Consider the following 19,333-nt stretch of genomic DNA (forward strand, 5'->3'; position numbering starts at 1 on the left):
GTGTGCTCTCGAGAAAATGGATAAAAACTGACGAAACCAGCATGTAGATATACGCAGATGGATATCTCCTGGGACGACGCGCGGCTGTTCCTCGCGGTGGCGGAGGCAGGCAGCCTGAGCGCCGCCGCGCGCAAGCTGCAGATGACCCAGCCGACCGTGAGCCGGCGCCTGGCCGAGCTGGAGGCGGTCCTCGGCGAGCCCCTCTTCGACCGGAGCGTCGCTGGCGCCGCGTTGACGGCCTACGGGGCCGGCCTCATCGAGCCCGCGCAGCGGATGGCCGACTGGGCCGCCGAGCTGACCCGCGCGGCCGAGCGGCGACACGCGCCCGCGGGCGTGGTCCGGATGACAGCGCCCCCCGGCGTCGCGCACGTCTTCCTCGCCCCCTTCGCCGCGGCGATTGCGTCGCGCACGCCGGGCATCCAGTTGCACGTGGTGTCCACGGTGCGCCCGCTCGATCTGCTCAGGCGGGAAGCGGATATTGCGCTGCGGCTGGGCGTCCCCGCCGATGAGACCAGCGTCGCCTCGGTTGACCTCGAGCTGCGCGCCTTCGCGTCGGAGCAGTACGCGGCGCGCGTGGCGGGCAAGACCGACCCGGCCGATCTTGCCTGGATCGGCTGGGCGCCGCCGTTCGACGACCTCTCGCCGAACAGCGTCCTCCGACGCCGGATCCCGGGATGGCGCCCCTCCTTCGCGTCCGACGACTACCTCGTTCAGATCCGCGCGTGCGAGCTCGGTCTCGGCGCGATGCTGCTCGCGCGCGAGCACCCGCATTTCGGCAGGCGGCCGCCGCTCTGTGAGCTGAAGGTGGACCTGCCGCCCGTCCGACGCCCGCTCGTCCTGCTCTGCCCGCGCGGCGCACGCGCCATTCCCCGCGTGCGCGCGGTGCTCGAGCTCCTCGTGGATAGCCTGCGCGCGTGGCGCCCGCCGAAGGGAAGAACCGCGCGGGTAGCCGCTCCGCAGACCGCGTCTTTTCCCTGGCCAGCTTCGGTTGCACGCTACGCGGCGTCCGATGAGGGCCGTGCCCTCGTCGAGCGAAGAGGAGCGAGCGATGCCAGGAAGCAGGGAGCTGGTGCAGCTGCGTGCGGAGCTGTCGAGGTATCGAGAGCAGAAGAGCCGTGGGAAGTACCCGGGCGAGCTGCGAGAGCGAGCCGAGGCGTACGCCAGGGAGCGTTCCCGGGCGGGGGCGACGCCGACCGAGATCGCCACGGAGCTCGGTGTCCACAAGATGACGGCCGACCGATGGGTGGCTGGCGGTGAGCGCGCAGATGAGGGGGCGTTGCCAGCGACCATCAAGGCGGCTCAGCATGTTTCGTTCCTACCCGTCGTGGTGCGCCCGGAGCGCCGAGAGGCGCCGCCTTTGCGGCTCAACGTCGCATTTGCCGATGGGACACGGATGCAGGTACGTGGGATAGGCGCGCGCGACCTCGTGGAAGCGATCGAAGCGTTGCGGAGGGGGCAGTGACGCCCGCGACGATAGCCGTGTATCTGGCGGTCGGACCAGTGGACTTGCGTGGCGCGTTCGACCGGCTCGCCGCGATCACCCGGCAGGTGCTGTGCCTGGACCCGGCCAGCGGCGCGCTGTTCTTGTTCCTTAACAAGAGGCGCAACCGGCTGAAGGCACTTTGGTGGGACCGCAACGGATACACAATTCTGTACAAGCGTCTCTCGAAGGGTGCGTTTGCTCTGCCCTCGTTCACCGAGGCCGACGGCAAGTGTATAGAGCTGTCAGCACAGGACTTCGCGCAGCTGCTCGCCGGTCTACCCGTGGAAGAGCTGGCAAGCCGCCGCCGCGTGGTGCACTGAGGTGTCTGCGCCGGCGCTCGTCCACCGCGCTGCCGGACACCGCGCTACGGGCGCCAGCGCGGCCCGATGGCGGCCGGCTCAGCCCGATGCCGAGGTGGAGCAGGGCGCGAGTTGCATCATCCCGAAGACCTCGCGACAGCGCAGCGCCGAGGGCGCATCACGCTTGTTCCGCGTTCCCACTTTCGACAAAATATTCTCATCAAAAAACAGCGGAAAGTGTCTACGTAAGGTACTTGCCAGGAGCAAGCGGAGCGGGCATCCATGGCGCGCTTTGACCTCGACGACACGACCCGGTGGGACCGAGCTGCCGCAGTCGGCGGAGACAGAGCGCCTTGACGGCGCGGCGCTCGTGCTCGGCTATCTCCAGGCCAGGGGACAAGGACAGGGGAGCCCCGCCGACCCCGCGTCGGCGGTCGACGCGCTGCTCCGGCGGGTGCAGGAGCTCGAGGCGAGGCTGACCGAGCTCTCGACGGCGGAGCAGCAGGCCCAAGAGCTCGCTCGCTCCGTCGAGTCGCTCAAGGCGTACAATCGACAGCTGCAGGAGACGATTCGGACGTTGGAGATCGGGTTCCGGCGCCACGTCTCCGAGCAGATCTCGCCTGACCAGCTGCGGCTTTCGCTGGCCGGTGAGCCAGGCGCCTGTCCGGCTCCCGCGTCGCAGGCCGAGAGCCTCGGCACCTCGCCCGAAGCGGACCCGAGCGAGGGCAGCAGCCCGCCGCCGGACCCCGCGAGGCCGCCGGAGCGTGGGGGGACGGCAGAGTCCTCCTCCGGCTCCGATCCCGGAGGTGGCAAGCGAGTTAAGCGCCACGAGCACGGGCGCCGTCGCATCGGTGTCATCCCGAGGGTGATCATCGAGACGCTGCCGCCGGAGGTGCTGCTCCAGGGCATCGAGCGCTTCGAGCGTGTGGGCGTCGAAGACAGCTCGGTTATCGGCCACCGGCGCGGCGGCCCCGTGGAGATCGTCTGGCGTCGACCCAAGTACGTGGCCAAGGCGGAGGTACCGGCGGCGAGCCGCGCAGCGGGCCAGGAGCCTGCTTCTTTGCCAGCCGTAGGGTCGGCCTTCACGCGCGAGCTCGACGAGCCCCTCGTCCTGCGGGAGCACGAGTTCCTGGGGATCCCCACGGACACGGGCTTCAAGCAAAGCCCCTTCGTCGACGGCGTCCTCGTACGCTACACGCCCGAATCGGACGCTGAGGAGGACAGCGGCGGACCGGTGAAGATCGCCTCGCTGCCGGAGCGCCCGATCGACAGGTGCCTTGCCGATCCGAGCCTCTTGGCCCACCTGTTCGTCCACAAGCTCGACTACCACATGCCCTACTACCGGCAAGAGGTGGAGTCGGATCGCCACGGCTTTCGCATCGGCCGCAGCAACATGACACGCTGGCAGTACGATTGCGGCGGCATCGCGATGCGCATTGCCGATGCCATGTGGAGCGACGCGCTTTCGAGGTCGTGGTTCGCCATGGACGCGACGGGCACCGCCATCCGGGCCAAGGAGAAGCACCGCTATGGGCATGTCTTCGTCCTGGTCGCGCCAGGCGATGGCGTGCTGTTCCGCTATACACCGACGTACGACGGCCTCACCGTCGCGAAGCTCTTCGGCGGCTACCAGGGGACGCTCGTCGCCGATGCTTCGGCCAACCACAACGTGCTGTTCGGGCCGGGCAAGGCCCGCGAGGCCGGCTGCTGGAGCCATGCACGGAGGCGCTTCTTCAAGGCGTTCAAGGCCGGGGCGGGCAAGGAGGCGGCGTTCGCGCTCCAGACCCTCCAGGCGCTCTTCCGCGTCGAGGAGGAATGCGCCCTGTGCAGCCCGGACGAGCGCCTCGCGATCCGGCAGCGCGAGTCCGCACCGCTGATCGAGAAGCTCTTCGCCTGGGCCGAGGCGCAGCGGCAGGTCGTCCCGGAGCATTCGCCGTTGCGCGAGGGGCTGGTCTATTTGCACAACCAGAGGGAGGCGCTCTGCGAGTTCCTCTCCAACGGGGAGATCCCCATCCACAACAATGCCAGCGAGAGGGCTCTGCGCCGCGTCGTCAAGGGACGGCGCAACTGGCTGTTCCACGGCAGCGACGAGCATGCTGTCCGGGCGTGTGCCATCACGTCGCTCATCGCGACCTGCCAGATGCACGGGCTCGACCCCGAGCTGTACTTGCAGGAGATCCTGACCGTGGCTCCGAGCTACCCGCTCCGTCGCATCCTCGACCTGAGTCCCAAGAACTGGGTCGCGACGCGACAACGCCTCATCGCCGAGGGGCGGCTCAAGTACCTGGACCTGGCTCGGATCACCGGCTCGCGGCTCGCCTTCCGCGACCGCTGATCGTGCGGCGTTGCCCGCTTCCGTCGCGCCCACAGCGCTCGTCGCGTCCGGAGCGGCCGAGTGGGGCGCGCGTCCTCTCCGCGCCGAGGTGCGTCGGCTCGTCGAGCCGGTGCTGTCGTCGCTTCGCCCCGCCACCGTCGAGTTCGTCTTGGCGGGGCGCCTTCGGGTCGCTTCGCTTCGGCGCGGCTTGTCCGCGCCTCCGGTCGGCGGCCGTTCGCCCACCTCCTCCGCGAACGGCTGGGCGGCGGTCTTGCGGCGCCGCACGCCGGCGGCCTCGGCAACTCCCGCGCGCTCCTGCTGCGAGGCCGCGCGACGCGGGCGCCCCTTCGCGCGGGCGGGGGCGTCCTCGCGGCCCTGCCACGCGACATGCGGCGCCGACAGCTTCAGCACCGCCGTCGTCAGGCTCGGGACTTCGGCGCCTGCGTCCCCGCTCCGTCGCTTCGTCATCGCATCGCGACTCTACGCACGTGGCCGCCCTCCACAAGCACGCTTCAGAACGCGCTCTGCGGAGCGGCTACCCGCGCGGCGCTGACGGCGCCGTCCGCCAGGGTGTGCGGTGGCACGGTCTGCGGCGAGCTCGATCGCATTCCCGCTCTCCTGCGCTCCCGCCTGCCCCGCCTTGATCTATCTACCTGTCCCCTCATGCCAGCGAGCTTCCCCCAGCCCCGCCTCGTCGTCCTGCTCGCCTTCGAGGGCGTCGCGCTGCTCGATCTCGCCGGGCCTCTCGAGGCCTTCACCGTGGCGACCACCTTGCGCGCGCCCGGCGCTCCTCCGCCGTATCGCGCGATCGTCGCCTCGACGGCCGGCGGTCTGGTGCGCACCACGACCGGGCTCGCGCTCTGTGCCGAGCCGCTCGCGGCGCTCGACGACGCCGCCATCGACACCTTGATCGTGCCCGGCAGCGGGCCGCCGGAGGCCCCGGCCGTGCCGCCGGATCTCGTCGCCTGGCTCGCCCGCCGCGCGCCGCGCGTGCGCCGCACCTGCGCCGTGTGCACGGGCGCCTTCCTCCTCGCCGCCGCGGGCCTGCTCGACGGTCGCCGCGCTGCGACCCACTGGCGCTCCGCGCCGCTCCTCGCGGAGCGCCACCCGCGCGTCCGCGTCGACGCGGACTCCGTCTACCTGCGCGACGGCTCGATCTGGACCTCGGCCGGCATCTCCGCCGGCATCGACCTCGCCCTCGCGCTCGTCGAGGAGGACCTCGGGCATCGCGCGGCGATGGCGGTCGCCCGGCAGCTCGTCGTGTTCCTCAAGCGGCCTGGCGGGCAGTCGCAGTTCAGCGCGCCGCTCGCGGCGCAGGCCGCCGAGGGCGGCACCTTCGCCGACCTGCATGCCTGGATGGCGGACCGCCTCGCCGGCGATCTCCGCGTCGAGCGCCTGGCCGCGCAGGCGGGGATGAGCCCGCGCACCTTCGCGCGCGCGTACACGGCCGCGCTCGGGCAGACGCCGGCGAAGGTGGTCGCGGCCATGCGCCTCGAGGCCGCCTGCCAGGCCGTCGCCGGCACGGACCTCCCGCTCAAGCGGATCGCCCACCAGTGCGGCTTCGGCGACGAGCAGAACCTGCGCCGCGCCTTCCTGCGCCGGCTCGGCGTCGGACCGCTCGAGTACCGGGAGCGCTTCTCCGGCAGCGCCCGCGCGCGTGGCAGGAAATGACCGCAGCTCGGCAGGGCGCCCGGCCGGCGAGCGCGCACCCTCCTTTCGCCTGGCCTTCGCCGGCAGACAGGAGCCCCCGCCATGACCCCAGAGATCGCCGGAATACACGCCCCCGACACGCGCCTTGCCCAGGACGCGACCGCGCTCGCGCGCGAGGTCTCGGCCCCTTACCTCTTCCACCACGTGATGCGCTCGTACTACTTCGGCGAGCTCGCGGCCCGGCAGCGCGGCGTCGCCTGCGACCGCGAGCTGCTCTACCTCTCCGTGGTGCTGCACGACCTCGGCCTGACCGAGCGCTTCGCCGGCCCCGAGCGCTTCGAGGTCGACGGCGCCAACGCCGCCCGGGCCTTTCTCGAGGGCCGCGGCCTGCCCCGGGAGAAGGCGTCCCTCGTGTGGGACGCCATCGCGCTGCACACCAGCCTCGGAATCGCCCCGCACAAGGAGCCGGAGGTCGCCGTCGCCTATCTCGGGATCTCGATCGATTACGCCGGCTTCGGCCTGGAGGAGCTGCCGCGCGGGGCCGTCGAGGAGATCCTGAGGGCCTATCCGCGGCTCGAGATGAAGCAGGAGCTCCGGCGCGCCCTCTGCGGCGTCGTGGCGCGGAAGCCGCACACCGCGGCCGGCAATTTCCTCTCGGACTACGGCCGCCGCCACGTGCCGGGTTTTCAGCCCTTCGACGCCAGCGCCCTCCTGGAGGGCGCCCCCTTCGACAGCTGAGCTGGACGGAGCGCTCATGAAGATCACGGCGAACCGGATCCAGATCCATGTCCGGGATCGAGGCGAGGGGGACATCGCCCTCGTCTTCCTCCATTACTGGGGCGGCTCATCGCGCACGTGGGCGGCGGTGGCCGAGGCCCTCTCCCCGAGGTACCGCACGGTCGCGATCGACCACCGCGGCTGGGGCGACTCCGACGCACCGGAAGAGGGCTATCGCATCGGCGACATGGCCGATGACGCAGAGGCCGTGATCCAGGTGCTCGGCCTCGAGCGCCACGTGCTGGTGGGCCACTCGATGGGCGGCAAGGTCGCGCAGCTGCTAGCGTCCCGCGCGTCCCGCCGGCCTGCCGGACTGCGGGGGCTCGTCCTCGTCGCCCCTGCGCCGCCCACGCCGATGCCGCTCGGCGACGAGCAACGCGCGACCATGGCCCGCGCCTATGACTCGCCGGAATCGGTCGGCGCTGTGCTCGATCATGTGCTGACCGCGCGTCCGCTGAGCTCCGCGCTGCGCCAGCAGGTGATCGAGGACAGCCTGCGCGGCGCGCCCGCCGCCAAGGCCGCCTGGCCGCACGTCGCGTCGCAGGAGGACATCTCGGCGGACGTCGCGTCGATCGACGCGCCGGCGCTGGTGATCGCCGGTGAGCTCGACAAGGTCGAGCGCCTCGACGTCCTGCGGCGCGAGGTGGTGCCGCGCATCGCCGGCGCAGGCCTGCGCGTCCTGCCCGGCACAGGGCACCTGTCGCCCCTCGAGGCGCCCCTCGCGCTCGCGTCCGCGCTGCGTGATTTCGTCACGCAGCTCGGATCCGCGTGAGGCACCGCGCCCCGGTCGACCCGCACCCACGCGCCGCCCGGCGACCGCCGGCACGTCGGGGCGTCCGCACCGGGGCCCGACATCGGGAGCCAGGCGCACGGCGTCTGGCGTCGCGGGAACAGCCGCTCGCCCCGGCTGGGACCACGCTCCCGTGGTAGGGTCGGCCATGAGCACCGGCGTGCCGCCGCGCGACCCGGATCCCGCTCGCAACGCACCGGAGGTCGAGGCAGCCTTCGAGGCGGTGCCGCCCGAGCAAGTGGCAGAGATCCTCGACGGGGAGCTCTTCACCTTTCCGCGCCCCGGCCGCCCCCACACGCGGAGCGCATCGCGCCTCACGATGAAGCTCGGCGGCGCCTTCGACCTCGGTGATGGCGGGCCCGGCGGCTGGGTGCTCCTGGATGAGCCGGAGCTCCACCTCGGGCCGCGGCCCGACAAGGTGGTGCCCGATCTCGCAGGGTGGAAGCGGGAGCGCATGCCGGACGCCCTCGGGGACGAGGACACGCCGGCGCACTACGACGTCCCTCCGGACTGGGTGTGCGAGGTGATCTCGCCGCGTACCGAGCGCGTCGACCGGGGCAAGAAGATGCGGATCTACCGGCGCGAAGGCGTGGGGCACGTCTGGTTGCTCAGCCCCTTGCTGCGGACGCTCGAGGTGTACCGCCTCGAGGGCGGGCGGTGGGTGCTGCTCGAGACCTACGAAGAAGACGCGAAGGTGAGGGCCGAGCCGTTCGACGCGGTGGAGCTCGATCTGGCGGCGATCTGGACCCGATGAACGATCGCAGGCGAGCGATGGTGAACGTCGCGTTCGCCGTGTTTGCGGGCGCGAGCGCCGTCGACCAGGATGAGGCCGCGGAAATTATTGTTCAAACCTCTCGCCACGGGCTGGAGGCAAGCGCCGAGCGGGACGTGAGGCCCGCCCCGGCCCTTCTCTGCCCGTAATCCTCGCGCCCCGGTTCCGCGCCCCCACAAAAATCAGCCGCCCACGTACGAATCTCTGAAGGTCCGCCGGGCTCGCCACCATTCAAGGAGACAGAGGGAGCCGGGCGCGTACGTTCCCTTTCGTAAACAGTATTCCTAAAGTCTGTTCGCGCCCGAGCTCCCCGGCACACGCAACCACGTCCGACGGATCACCCGTCGCTCTGCCGCAGGCTGCTCGCGCGTGAGCGCACGCGCCGATCCCCGCTTTGCGGTGCAACCACCGCAAGGGCCGGATCGGAGCCTCGCCAGCCTCCCGAACGGCCTCCCCTCGGCCCGCCGCTACAGCGCTGCTGGAGCGGCCATGAGCCGACGACGGGGCGCGCGCTCCCCGATGCCGGGTGCGCCGCAAAGGCCGTTTCTCGCTCGAGGAGCCTCCGGGCCGACATGAACAAAGAGGATCTCCCATGCGTCTTCGTCCAGCGATAGGCCTGCTTCCCCTTGTCCTCGCCGCGTGCGTCGGCGACCACGCCGCGCCGACCTCGGAGCACGTCGACGAGTCCAGCGATGAGCTCATCGGCGGCCGCCCGGCCCTCGAGAACGAGGTCCCCGCCACGATCCAGGTCAGCGACTGCACCGGGGCCAAGGTCGGCCCCCGTCACTTCCTCATCGCGGCCCACTGCGTCGACGACGACAACACCGGCGGCGTCGGGAGCAACCATCTGCCGGGCTCGATCGTCGCGCTCACGAACGACAACGGCCCCACCGGCATGCAGCGGCGCAACCTCACCGTCCAGGAGACCCACATCTTCCCGGCGTGGACGTCGTCCCGGCGGAGCTGCCACAGGCACTGCATCAACATCCTGAACCCGTACCATCCGCCGGATGTCGCGGTGATCGTCGTCGACGAGGACACGCCGGACATCCCCGAGGCGACGGTCGACGGCACCCCCGTGCTGCCGGGAACCGAGGTGATCATCGCCGGATACGGCTGCGAAAATGGCGTCGACCAGCCTACCCCCCCGGCTCGGCTCAAGATCGAGACGGTGACGACGCTCCCGGCAAGCGCGCTGATCCACGAGGGCTCCTACGTGGTCCCGGAGGACGCGGCCGACGTCGCGGGCGCCAACGTGATCACCGAGGGCGTCCTGACCGATCCAGCCGCGGCGAGCCTCTGCCCCGGCGACTCCGGCGGGCCCCTCTACCGCGCCGGCGCGTCCCAGCAGCTCGTGGTCGGCGTCAACTCCTACTACACGTTCTCCGACGAGAGCGGCATCTCGGTCACGAACTGGCACACCCGGCTCGACTCCGCGGCGCGCTACGACGTCCTGACCTGGCTCGAGGACCGCGGCGTGAACACGCAGGGGGGCTCCCCACGGACCATCCCCTACGAGTTCACGCACGCGCCGCTGACGGGCACGATCGAGGCGGAGAACTTCGACTACGGCTACGAGGGCCTCGCCTACCACGACACCACGGTCGGCAACGCGACCGGCTTCTACCGTGGTCAGCACGTCGATCTCGAGCCGACGTCCGACGCCCCCACCGGCCCCGGCGCCAACGTCACCGGCACCGCGGCAGGCGAGTGGCTCAATTACTCGGTGACGAACCCGTTCCCCGTCCAGTATCTCCTCGAGCTGCGGGTGGCCACGACCGGCGCATCGAAGGCGCTCCACGTCGAGATCGATGGCCAGAACGTCACCGGGACCGTCACCCTGCCGGCGACCGGCGGCGCGCAGTCGTGGCAGACCGTCTCGGTCCCGGTCGGCTGGGTGACCGTCGGCCCGCACGTCGTGCGCGTCGTCTTCGAGACCGGCGACATCAACCTGAACTGGCTCCGGTTCGTGGAGTAGCCCGCCGGCACCCACGCCGAGTCAGCCCGTTTTATCCCCGTCTCGAGCGCGTTGCTTCCAGGCAGACGGGCTACGCCGCTGATGGAGTACGGCGAGGACGACCGCCGCCCGCTCGTCTCCTTCACCACGGAGCAGGAAGTAGACTGCATGAGGGAATCGCTTGAGCAGCGCGCGCCGAACACCCCGCCCGACGTCGGGGAACTGATCCCCCCTGTTACCGTCGACCCCCCCGACGGCGGGGGAGGACCACCTGCCCGCTGCTCGCGGGCGGGGGTTCGCCGCGTCAGGGACGAGACGGCACGCAGAGGGGCTCGCCTATCAGCGCGGCGAGGATGCGCTCGCCCTCGGGCCAGGGCCCGAAGCCCGCGTCCGTGTTGATGTGTCCGGACGGCCCCAGGTTGATGAACCGGCTCCCCCAGAGGCGCGCCAAGGCCTCGGCTCGCTCCAGGGTGCAGTAGGGGTCGTTCGTGCTGGCGACGACCATCGAGGGGAACGGGAGCTTGACGCTGGGCAGGGGATGAAACGTCAGCGCTGCGCGCGGGTAGCTCGGCGATTCGGTGTCTGCCGGCGCGACGAGCAGCGCAGCGCGCACGGGCCGCGCGCCCAGCGCCGCCCAGTGGACCACCGTGCTCACGCCGCAACTGTGCGCGATCAACACCGGGGGCTCATCGCTGCCGGCGACCGCCTGGTCGAGCGCCTCGACCCACGCGCCCCGGTCAGGGTGATCCCAGTCCGGCATCTCCACGCGGCGCGCCAGAGCGAGCTTCTGCTCCCAGAGCGTTTGCCAGTGGCGAGGGCCGGAGCCGGTGTAGCCGGGGACGATGAGCTGCGACGGCATGGTGAGCGTTCCTCCCGGCCTCCTCAGCCCCCGCGTCCGACGCCGACGCGTGGATTGCCGAGGCGCTTCGCGCGTTCACGGAGGCGGTCGGCTCGCGCGGGCGACAGGTCGATGGCGAGCTTCATCGGACACAGCGTACCTCGGACGCCCCCGGCTCGTCACCCGGCACAGGGTGGGCCGATTCATCGCCTCTTCGACGGCGCCGGATCGAGCTCCGGATAATGCCGGAAGATGCCGTCTTCGTTGAACGGTATCCGCCGATCCGAGCCCAGGTAGGCCGCGATCCGCGGGCGCTCGGCCACGCGGTCGTGCAGGGCGACGAGCTTCGGGATCCTGGGCGCGAAGGCGGCCATGGCGTGCGGGAACGCGTAGCGGAGGCCCGCGATCACCTGGAACAACGAGAGATCCACGTACGACACCGCGCCTCCCAGGAGGTGACGGCCGCCGTGGCGGTCGAGCACGCGCTCGAAATAGCCGAGGAACTTGGGCATGCGCTCGGCGAGGAACGCCTGGCTGCGGCGGAGCGCCTCGGGCTTCTGGTCCTCGTAATAGAGCTCGACGGAGATGGGGTGATGCGTGTCGTGCACCTCGGCGACCAGATCGGTGATGGTGAGCTGGAGCTGATGGGCGCCGAGCCTGCCCGCCTCGTCGTCCGGCGCGAGGCCGAGGCGCGGGCCGAGGTAGAAGAGGATGTTGGCCACCTGGGCGATCACGAGGTCGCCGGAGCGGAGGAACGGCGGCGCGAAGGGATCGAGCGCGAGCGCGTGGCTCTTCATCAGCTTTTGCATGGCGGCGACGCCGCCGTGCTTCGCCGCGGGCAGGCGGGCGACATCGACATAAGGAGCGCCGGCGTCCTCGAGCGCGAGGCGCACGAATTCGCCTCGGCCCTGAATGCTCGGCCAGTAATACAGCTCGTACGTTGGCGCGTTCATGACGGATGACTCGCGCCGGCGAGGGCCGCTGTCAATGGGCGCCGCTCTTGAGCCCGAGCGCGTTCGCCACAAGCCCACGGAGGACCCCCCGGTGCTTCGCGGCTGGCACCCCCTCGTTGGGATAAGCCTCCGCGCCGCCAACGTACCCCATGAGCTGGTTGTAGATCGGGTCAGCCTGGACATCGGGACGCTCGAACGCTGCCTGGGTGGCAGGCAGGAGATATCGTGGCTTCGCGTCCCGGTCCCCATCGCGGGACAGCAGGACCGCCTCGTAAACCCTCGCATCCGTGTAAAAGGCCGCAAACTTGGCAGCAGCATCCCTGCACTCCGCAGAGCTGCACTGCGGCGACAACACGAGCGCATCGGTGAACAGGAGAAGCCGGTTGGCCTGGCCAAGCATCGCCGGCACGATTGTCACCTTGCCAGGGTCTGTGCCCATGCGCGCAGCATCGTGAAGCCGCTCCGAGTATCCGAACAGAGCGTCAACTCGCCCTGCGGCGAAGGCTTCCTCGGCGTTACGGCCGCAGTGGTTCTTTCCCTCGTGGGTACACGCTCGACCAAGCTTCGCCAGATTCGCCTCGACGTCCTTGTCGAGTCTGGAGTGCGTCGCCGCCTCGGATGCTGACGCGGTGGGGTGCGCATCGACATAGGCGTCGAGGTACAACATGACGGACTCCCAGCTACCGTCCATATCACCCGCCACGTCGACGCTCCCCGCTCGCCCGGCAGTGGCAAGTATCCTGAGAAGCTGGTCGAGAGATGAAGCCGTCTTGATCTGGGGCAAGTTGCTCATGAAGAAGTGCCCGCACGTCCAGTGAGGCACGCCATACGTGGTGTCACCAACTCGAACCGCCTGTCGGGTGAACCCGAGGAACCCAGGCTCAGGGATCGTGAACGGCAGCACGGCATTCCGCTTCACCAGCTCGCCCAGGATCATTGTATCGACCTCGACGACGTGCTGAAAGTCGGGCGAACTCGTATCGGTCAGCGCCTGGCCAGTCTTCTCCCACTCGTACGACAGATCGCCGACGTACTCGTCCGGCTTCCAGTCATGGGACTTCGCAAGGTCGCGAACGACGAGGTCAATCGTGGGATGCGACCTTTCAAACTCCTCCTCGGTCCACTTGACGTAGGACGTATCGCCAGGGACCCACGGGAAGAGCGACACCTTTAGCTGGAAACGACTGGTAGCTGGGGTGGTGGGCGGCGCAGCGTGCTCCGCGGTGCCTGATGCGTCCGGACTGGCTTGCGAGCCGCCGCATGCGAGGTTGAAGGCGCAGAGCATCCAGATCATCGTTCTTCGACGCATTTGTTCTCCGTTGATCTCTTATCGCGGGGCTGCCGTCGCCGCCTCTTCGAGCTCTACGGCCGAGGGATCGAGCTGCGCCTCTCGCAGCTCGACGCCTTCGTGGCGAGGACGAAGGGCGTGAGCGCAGCCTTCCTCCGCGAGCTCCTGCGCAAGGCCGCGCTCTTCGCCGCCGACGAGGGAGCCGGGCGCGCCGTCGAGGATCGGCACGTCGACACCGCGTTGCGCGAGCTCGCGGTCGAAGGCGGCAAGCTCACCCAGAGCCTGCTCGGGGCCAGCGCCATGTCGGCGTGAGCCGCCCGACGCCGACCCGCGAGGACGGAGCGATACGGGCGGGTCACGGCGCCGGCGCATTGCCTGCTCAACACGCTCGCGCCGACGCCGCTCGCGCGCGGGTACGCGCGGTCGGCTCGGCTACTCTCGCCAGCGGTCGAGCAGCTCGCGGGCCGAGCCGCCGCGCTCGAGGCGGGCGCGCGTCACGGCGCCGTCGGGGGCGACGTCGACGATGAACTCGAGCGTCGGGTCGCCGCGCAGGTGGTAGCGGAGGTCGGCGACGCGCACGGTGGTCCCGCCGTCGCCGGCGGGGGCGTGGCGGACCACGGGGAAGCGCGCCCAGGCGAGCGCCTCACGCACGGTGGGCACGGCCGCGACGCGGGCGGGGACGGGGCCGCTGGGCGCGCGCGCGACCCGGCGCTCCTCGGTCGGCGCGCCGCCGAGCAGGCTGACCGAGCCGGCGGCGTAAGCGTCCTCGTGCGTCGCGAGGAAGCGCCATGTCGTCACGCCGAGCATCGCGGGGAAGACGGCGACGCGTTGCGCTTCGGGGTGGGCGGCGGCGACGCGGGCGACGAGGACCTGCTGCGTCGCGACGCGGCCGCCCACGTACGCGATGGCGACGGCGGCCCCGGCGAGGATCGCCCGCCGCCAGCGCGCCGGCCGGCGCCACGCGACGAGCGCGCCGAGGGCGAGCGGCAGCGTGACCAGCGGGTCGAGCACGCCGGTCCAGTCGAGCGTCAGGCGCGCGTCCGAGAACGGGAGGAGCAGGCGCGTCCCCCACCCGGTCCAGAGATCCGGCAACAGGTGCGCGAGGGCGACCGAGAGGACGCTGAACGCGTAGACCGGGCCGAGCCGGGCCCGCTGCCCGAGGACGAGCCAGGCGATCCCGGCGGCCACCGCCGCCACCAGCGGCGCGAAGAGGAGCGCGTGCGACGGCCCGCGGTGCGCGCGCAGCGTGCGCAGCACCGCGTCCCCCGCCGGCCAGAAGTAGTCGAGATCCGGCAGCTCGGCGGCGATCACGCACGCGAGCAGCACGGCGCGGTCGGTCGGCGACGCGCGCCCCTCGCCGGGCCTCACGTCGGGGCGACGCATTGCGCCGACCGCCAGACCGAAGAGCCCGTGCGTGAGCGTATCCATGACGGTCGTCAGCTACCTCATGGCCCCGAGCGAGCGCAAGGCCGCGACCCGCTCCAGCCCGCCGGGTCGAGGGCGGCGCCGCTGGGGAATTCCCTCAAATTCTTCGGAAAATTCACAGGGAAGCGGGGAGGCGGGGAGGAAAAATCTTCAAATACTCCCCGCCTCCCCGCCTCCCTGTTCAATTTCTCCGCTGAAAATGGCTGCTGAAGGAGGGGATTCCTCAGGTGGCGGCGGGCGCGTCCATCGAGACATGGAGGTTTCCGCCTCCACCTCGAGGGCGGCGCCATCAGGGGGACGCGCCGCGACGTCCCGTGGTCCGGCGCCGGCCGGCGCCTCCATCCGAGGTGTGCGGACGCGTCGCGCGCGCCGGAGAAGCCATAAATCCTCATGATTTCAGCAAGATAGCGCGCAACCACCGCCCGGGAGCGCGCCTCGATCGCGTCGTCGCGCGGGCTCCTTCTCATCGAGTCCTTCGCGCCGACTCGCTGGCACATCGGTTGCTCAATGCGTTGGCGTCCGGCGCGCGAGTGAAGCCGCCGGACCAAAAAGCAACGCATTCGCGGCGCGCAGCGAGCGCGGCACGGTCCAAGCCCCTTCGGTCCGGCCGGCCCGCTGCGCCCAGCGGCAGGAGTCAGGGATCATCATGAACACGCTTCGCATCGTCAACGGGCTCGGTTTCCTTTGCTTCAGCGTGGTTGCCTTCGCCCTCACGGGCTGCGCGGTCGACGCCGCAGGTGACGACTCGCTCGTCGACGACATGATCGAAGAGGACGTGGAGGTGGTGCAAGAGGCCGAGCAGGCCATGGGCGTCGAGTGCGCCAATGCCGCCGCCACCGCCACGTTCGTCGGCGGCATCGACTACGATTCGCCGCAGACCTACAACACGACTGGCTGCTACAAGGGCGTGGTCCTCGACGTCAGCAATTACTCCTCGTCGTACGCGCAGAACCCGAGCGGCTCCGTCTTCCCGGGCCGCACCACCGTCGCGTGGGCCGACGGCCTCCCCGCCCTCTCGGACCCCGATCGCGTTGCCAGGTGCAACAGCACCTACGTCGCCGCGGATCTCTTCGAGAAGGTCGGCTCTGCCTGGGTCCACAAGACCACCAAGGAGTCGCTCGGCGCCTGGACTCCCTTCTTCGACGGCGGCTTCTGCGCCGGCCCCGCCGTCTCCTTCTCCTCCGAGATGCAGGCCGGCAAGACCTACCGCATCTCCGCCACCGCCCGCACCTACAAGAGCAGCTCCGCCCCCACCCGCAAGCTCCACGTCGAGTCCCTCGAGCCCGTCAAGGCCCCTCGCTGACGCGCTCGGCGCGGACCCTTCGAGTTCCTGGGGTGCCCTGTGCCCTCGAGCACCGGGCCGGTCTCGGGCGAAGGCGTGGCCCTTCGCTCCGAGACGGGCTCGGATCTCGGCGAAACGGTCTGGCGCCGCCGCGATACCGGGGTTGGTGCCGAGCGGAGGGGGAGACGTCTCCCTCGAGATCGACCCTGGTCTCGACGGGAGACTCGAGCGTCGCCGGGAGACTGGAGCTGGTCTCGCGCGAGGCCCCTCCCCGTGCGGGCCAGGGCCGGTCGCACGGGCGACGGCGCTCACCGGCGCGTCAGCGCTCCGCTGGCAGGAGGTTCCCCTCGCCTGCGGGCAAGCTGCCGAGCCGCCGCGTCAGGCGGCGCCCTCGCCCCCCAGTCGGCCGATCCAGGCCGCCGCCTCGTCCACGGCCGACCTGGCGAGCGCTGCGTCGAGCGGCACGCCCGCGCGCGCGAGGGTGCCTAGATCGTGGAGACGCGCGAGCGCGGCGTGGGCTGCGACGGGCAGCCCGCCGCCCGGCACGAGGTCGCGGTACACGCCCGCGATGAGGGCCGCGTGCGACTCGGGCGCGGGCCCCTCCAGCATGCCCGCGATGGTCCCGGCGAGCGCCTCGTAAGCCGCGCGGGCGGCGTCCGCCGCGAAGCCGGCGTCCAGCACCACGCGCGCGAGCCGCAGCCGCTCCGCCGCCCTGCGCGCGGTCTCCGCCCGGGCGCGGGGGCTCGCCGGAGACGCCTCCACGACTGCAGAGTCCACGGCGGCAGCGCCCACCCCGCGGACTGCCATGCCGGCGCCCTCCATACCGGCGACCGCCATGCCCGCGACCGCCATGCCCGTCACCGCCGTGCCGGCGCCCTCCGTCGCGGCGGTCTCGACACCGGCCTCCATCCCCGCCGCGTCGTTCGCCGGCGCAGCCTCTCCCCCCGGCCATGCCGCGAGCAACGCCGGCGTGGCCTGCCCTCCGGCGCGCTCGCCCTCCACCGGCACGGCGGCGGCGCCCCCCTGCTCCTCCGCGCTCTGCTCCCCAACCCCGGCTCCCTCCGCCGCGCTCAGCACCTGCCGCATCTCGCGCAGCATCACCGAGAAGCTCGGCGCCGCCAGCTCCTCCACCGCGGAGTCGGCGCGGAGCGACGCGATCAGCACCGCGCGCTTCTCGGCCAGCATGCCCTCGATGCCTCGCTCGATGCCCTCCTCGGCGCAGAGATAGGTGACGCTCACGCCGCGCGCCTGGCCCAGGCGGTGCGCGCGCGCCGTGCGCTGGTCGAGGCGCGCCGGGTTCCACGGCAGATCCAGGTGCACGACGTAGCTCGCCGCCTGCAGGTTGAGCCCCACGCCGCCGGCGTCCGTGCTCAGGAGGACCCGCACCGCCGGGTCGTCGCGGAACCGGTCGAGCAGCGCCGGGCGGCGGTCGGTCGGCACGTCGCCGTGGAGCATCACGTGGCCGACGCGGAGCCGGTCGAGGCGCTCCCGGGCCAGCTCCAGCATCCCCACCCACTCGGAGAACACGATCACCTTGCTCCGGGGCTGCGCCGTGATCTCGGCGATCAGCGCCTCGAGCTCGTCGAGCTTCGGCGACGCCCGCTTGCGGCGCCTCGGATCGCACAGCTCGAGCGCGTTGCACGCCTGGCGTGCCTTCAGGAGCAGCATCATCAGCCGGTCCAGCTCTTCCTTGCGCAGCGCCCGGCGCTCCGTGAGCGCGATCAGGCGGGCCGCCTGCGCGCGGTAGTCCGCGTCGAGCTCGCGCTGCTCCCGGGTGAGCGGCGTGTACCGCGTCTGCTCCAGGAGCGGCGGCAAGTCCGGCAGCACCTCGGCCCGCTCGCGCCGGAGGGCGACCGGCGCGACGCGACGCCGCAGCTCGCCGAGGTTCTTGTAGCCGACGATCCTCCCCCGGTCGTCCTGGCGGTGGAAGTCGACGTTGAACCGCCAGAGCGGCCCGAGGAGCGCGGGATCGACGAGCTGCATCAGCGCGTACAGGTCGTCGAGGCGGTTCTCGACGGGGGTCCCCGTGAGCACGAACAGGAACCGCGACGGGATCGCGCGGAGCGTCGCGGCGGTCTTCGTGCGGAAGTTCTTGGCGCGCTGCGCCTCGTCGAGCACGAGCACGTCCGCCGCGAGCGCCTGGAGCCGCGAGAGCTCGCGCCAGGTGAGCTCGTAGCTCAGCACCGTGTACGCCGCCTCCAGCGCGAGCGCCCCCGAGCGCTGCGCCGGAGAGCCCCCGAGCACCGCGGCGCGCTCGCCCGTCCACCGCGCGATCTCCTGCGCCCACTGGTGCTTGAGCGACGCCGCCGTGACGATGAGGACCCGCCGCGCCTCGCCGCGGCGCCGCAGCAGCTCGCATGCCGCGATGGCCTGGAGGGTCTTGCCGAGGCCCATGTCGTCGGCGAGGAGGGCCCGCCCGTTGCGGAAGAGGTGGAGCACGCCGTCGCGCTGGTACGGGAAGAGGGGCAGCCCGAGCGCGTCCAGCGCGTCCTGCGCGCCCCCCGCGCGCGCCTCGAGCGCCCGTCGGCGGCGCCTGTGCCCGATCGCCCCCGCGAGCCGCTCCGCCGCCGGCAACGCCGCGTGGACCACCCGCGGCGCGAGCGCCTGCGCCCCGGCGGCCCGCGCCGCCAGGGCCTTCAGCAGACCGCCCGCCTGCGCGAGGCGCGCGCGCTCGGCGCGGAGCGCTCCGGGCCACTCCCCGACCGCGAGCAGGCGCAAGCCGTCCGTCGCGTCGACCGTGAGGGTCGGCTGCGCCGGCGCGTCGAGCCGGGCGAGCGCGCGACGCCACGCCGGGCGCTCCGCGACCGCGCGGCGCACCGCCTCGAGGTGCTTGCACGTGCCGAGCTGATTGCTCAGGAAGTCAGGGCAAGTGCAGGTGTCGTGGCGCTCGCTGCGGTCCACGAGATCGACGAGGTACCGGCCCCCGCTCCCGCTCGTCACGGCGTAGTCGCCGTCGACTCGACCGCCGAGCGGCGTGACGCCGAACGGCTCGGTGTGCGCGCGATGGACACGCACGTCGCGCTCGTAACGGCGGACGGCATCGGGATCCTCGTAATCGAGGCATTGCGGGGTATCCCAGCGGGTCGGCTCGAGCGAGGCAGAGCGCACGGCGCAGCTTTGCCGCAGCCGTCCGATCATCGCAACAGCCCAGACGGGAGAGACAGGCATTCCATTTTACGCCGACGATTTCTCACCAATGAGGCGTGATGCGGAAGGGCGAGCTCGACGCAGGTCGAACCGGGGGGCCGGCAAACGGCCTCCACGGCCCTGGTGGCTCCCGCCTCTACCTGGAGGGCGGCACCGCCAGAGGACCCGCCGCGGACTGCCGTGGTCCGGCGCAGGCCGGCACCTCCACGTGGTCCGCGCGGGCGCGCGACACGCGCCAAAAATCCTGCGTTTTCAGCTAGTTAGCACGGAATCACCGCGCGACGGCGCCCTCGTTCGCCGCGCCGGACAGGCCTCTTCCTCTTCGGATCCTCCTCACCGACACGCTGGCACATCGGTT

General features: G+C 71.4%; 15 protein-coding genes. 10 read left to right on the forward strand and 5 right to left on the reverse strand.

Annotation, left to right across the window (positions count from 1 at the left end; genetic code table 11):
- Positions 1 to 57 precede the first annotated feature (57 nt).
- The 8 genes from WME76_RS35590 to WME76_RS35625 all read left to right on the forward strand — a co-directional run bounded on the left by WME76_RS35590 (position 58) and on the right by WME76_RS35625 (position 10,063).
- The gene (locus WME76_RS35590) at positions 58 to 1,257 is read left to right on the forward strand and encodes a LysR family transcriptional regulator (RefSeq protein ID WP_437956638.1); all 1,200 of its coding nucleotides are present in this window, start codon (positions 58 to 60) and stop codon (positions 1,255 to 1,257) included.
- Positions 1,258 to 1,479: 222 nt separating this feature from the next.
- A complete protein-coding gene (tnpB, locus tag WME76_RS35595) occupies positions 1,480 to 1,803 on the forward strand; it encodes an IS66 family insertion sequence element accessory protein TnpB (RefSeq protein ID WP_437954403.1) in 324 nt (107 codons plus the stop codon).
- Positions 1,804 to 2,074: 271 nt separating this feature from the next.
- Entirely contained in the window at positions 2,075 to 4,117 is a 2,043-nt protein-coding gene (tnpC, locus tag WME76_RS35600; RefSeq protein WP_437954404.1) for an IS66 family transposase, read from the forward strand.
- Positions 4,118 to 4,759: 642 nt separating this feature from the next.
- Positions 4,760 to 5,767, forward strand: coding sequence for a GlxA family transcriptional regulator (locus WME76_RS35605; RefSeq protein WP_437956639.1), 1,008 nt, complete (start codon positions 4,760 to 4,762; stop codon positions 5,765 to 5,767).
- 81 nt (positions 5,768 to 5,848) lie between these two features.
- On the forward strand, positions 5,849 to 6,484 hold the full coding sequence (locus WME76_RS35610) for an HD domain-containing protein (RefSeq protein WP_437956640.1): 636 nt from the start codon (positions 5,849 to 5,851) through the stop codon (positions 6,482 to 6,484).
- A gap of 16 nt (positions 6,485 to 6,500) precedes the next feature.
- The gene (locus WME76_RS35615) at positions 6,501 to 7,295 is read left to right on the forward strand and encodes an alpha/beta fold hydrolase (RefSeq protein WP_437956641.1); all 795 of its coding nucleotides are present in this window, start codon (positions 6,501 to 6,503) and stop codon (positions 7,293 to 7,295) included.
- A gap of 166 nt (positions 7,296 to 7,461) precedes the next feature.
- A complete protein-coding gene (locus tag WME76_RS35620; RefSeq protein WP_437956642.1) occupies positions 7,462 to 8,067 on the forward strand; it encodes a Uma2 family endonuclease in 606 nt (201 codons plus the stop codon).
- Positions 8,068 to 8,677: 610 nt separating this feature from the next.
- Entirely contained in the window at positions 8,678 to 10,063 is a 1,386-nt protein-coding gene (locus WME76_RS35625; protein WP_437956643.1) for a carbohydrate-binding domain-containing protein, read from the forward strand.
- A gap of 283 nt (positions 10,064 to 10,346) precedes the next feature.
- Here WME76_RS35625 and WME76_RS35630 read toward each other — a convergent pair whose 3' ends face one another.
- The 3 genes from WME76_RS35630 to WME76_RS35640 form a co-directional block, all read right to left on the reverse strand.
- Positions 10,347 to 10,901, reverse strand: a complete 555-nt coding sequence (locus tag WME76_RS35630) for an RBBP9/YdeN family alpha/beta hydrolase (protein WP_437956644.1) — start codon at positions 10,899 to 10,901, stop codon at positions 10,347 to 10,349.
- A 182-nt stretch (positions 10,902 to 11,083) separates the two neighbouring features.
- Positions 11,084 to 11,833, reverse strand: a complete 750-nt coding sequence (locus WME76_RS35635; protein ID WP_437956645.1) for a glutathione S-transferase — start codon at positions 11,831 to 11,833, stop codon at positions 11,084 to 11,086.
- A gap of 31 nt (positions 11,834 to 11,864) precedes the next feature.
- Positions 11,865 to 13,118, reverse strand: coding sequence for an extracellular solute-binding protein (locus WME76_RS35640; protein ID WP_437956646.1), 1,254 nt, complete (start codon positions 13,116 to 13,118; stop codon positions 11,865 to 11,867).
- A 24-nt stretch (positions 13,119 to 13,142) separates the two neighbouring features.
- Between WME76_RS35640 and WME76_RS35645 the strand changes: the two genes are divergently transcribed.
- Positions 13,143 to 13,433 carry a hypothetical protein gene (locus WME76_RS35645; RefSeq protein ID WP_437956647.1) on the forward strand — a complete coding sequence of 97 codons (291 nt, stop codon included), beginning with the start codon at positions 13,143 to 13,145 and terminating at the stop codon, positions 13,431 to 13,433.
- 120 nt (positions 13,434 to 13,553) lie between these two features.
- Here WME76_RS35645 and WME76_RS35650 read toward each other — a convergent pair whose 3' ends face one another.
- Positions 13,554 to 14,549 (reverse strand): metal-dependent hydrolase, encoded by a 996-nt coding sequence (locus WME76_RS35650; protein ID WP_437956648.1) that lies wholly within the window; start codon positions 14,547 to 14,549, stop codon positions 13,554 to 13,556.
- Positions 14,550 to 15,192: 643 nt separating this feature from the next.
- On the opposite strand from WME76_RS35650, the gene WME76_RS35655 reads away from it, so the two are divergent.
- Positions 15,193 to 15,849: a hypothetical protein gene (locus WME76_RS35655; RefSeq protein ID WP_437956649.1), complete on the forward strand. Its 657-nt coding sequence runs from the start codon at positions 15,193 to 15,195 to the stop codon at positions 15,847 to 15,849.
- A gap of 357 nt (positions 15,850 to 16,206) precedes the next feature.
- On the opposite strand, the gene WME76_RS35660 is transcribed toward WME76_RS35655, so the two are convergent.
- Complete coding sequence (locus WME76_RS35660) at positions 16,207 to 18,936, reverse strand: SNF2-related protein (protein ID WP_437956650.1); 2,730 nt, start codon at positions 18,934 to 18,936, stop codon at positions 16,207 to 16,209.
- Positions 18,937 to 19,333: the final 397 nt, after the last annotated feature.

Source organism: Sorangium sp. So ce119 (assembly GCF_051524405.1).
In the GTDB taxonomy this organism is placed as follows: Bacteria; Myxococcota_A; Polyangia; order Polyangiales; family Polyangiaceae; genus Sorangium; species Sorangium cellulosum_G.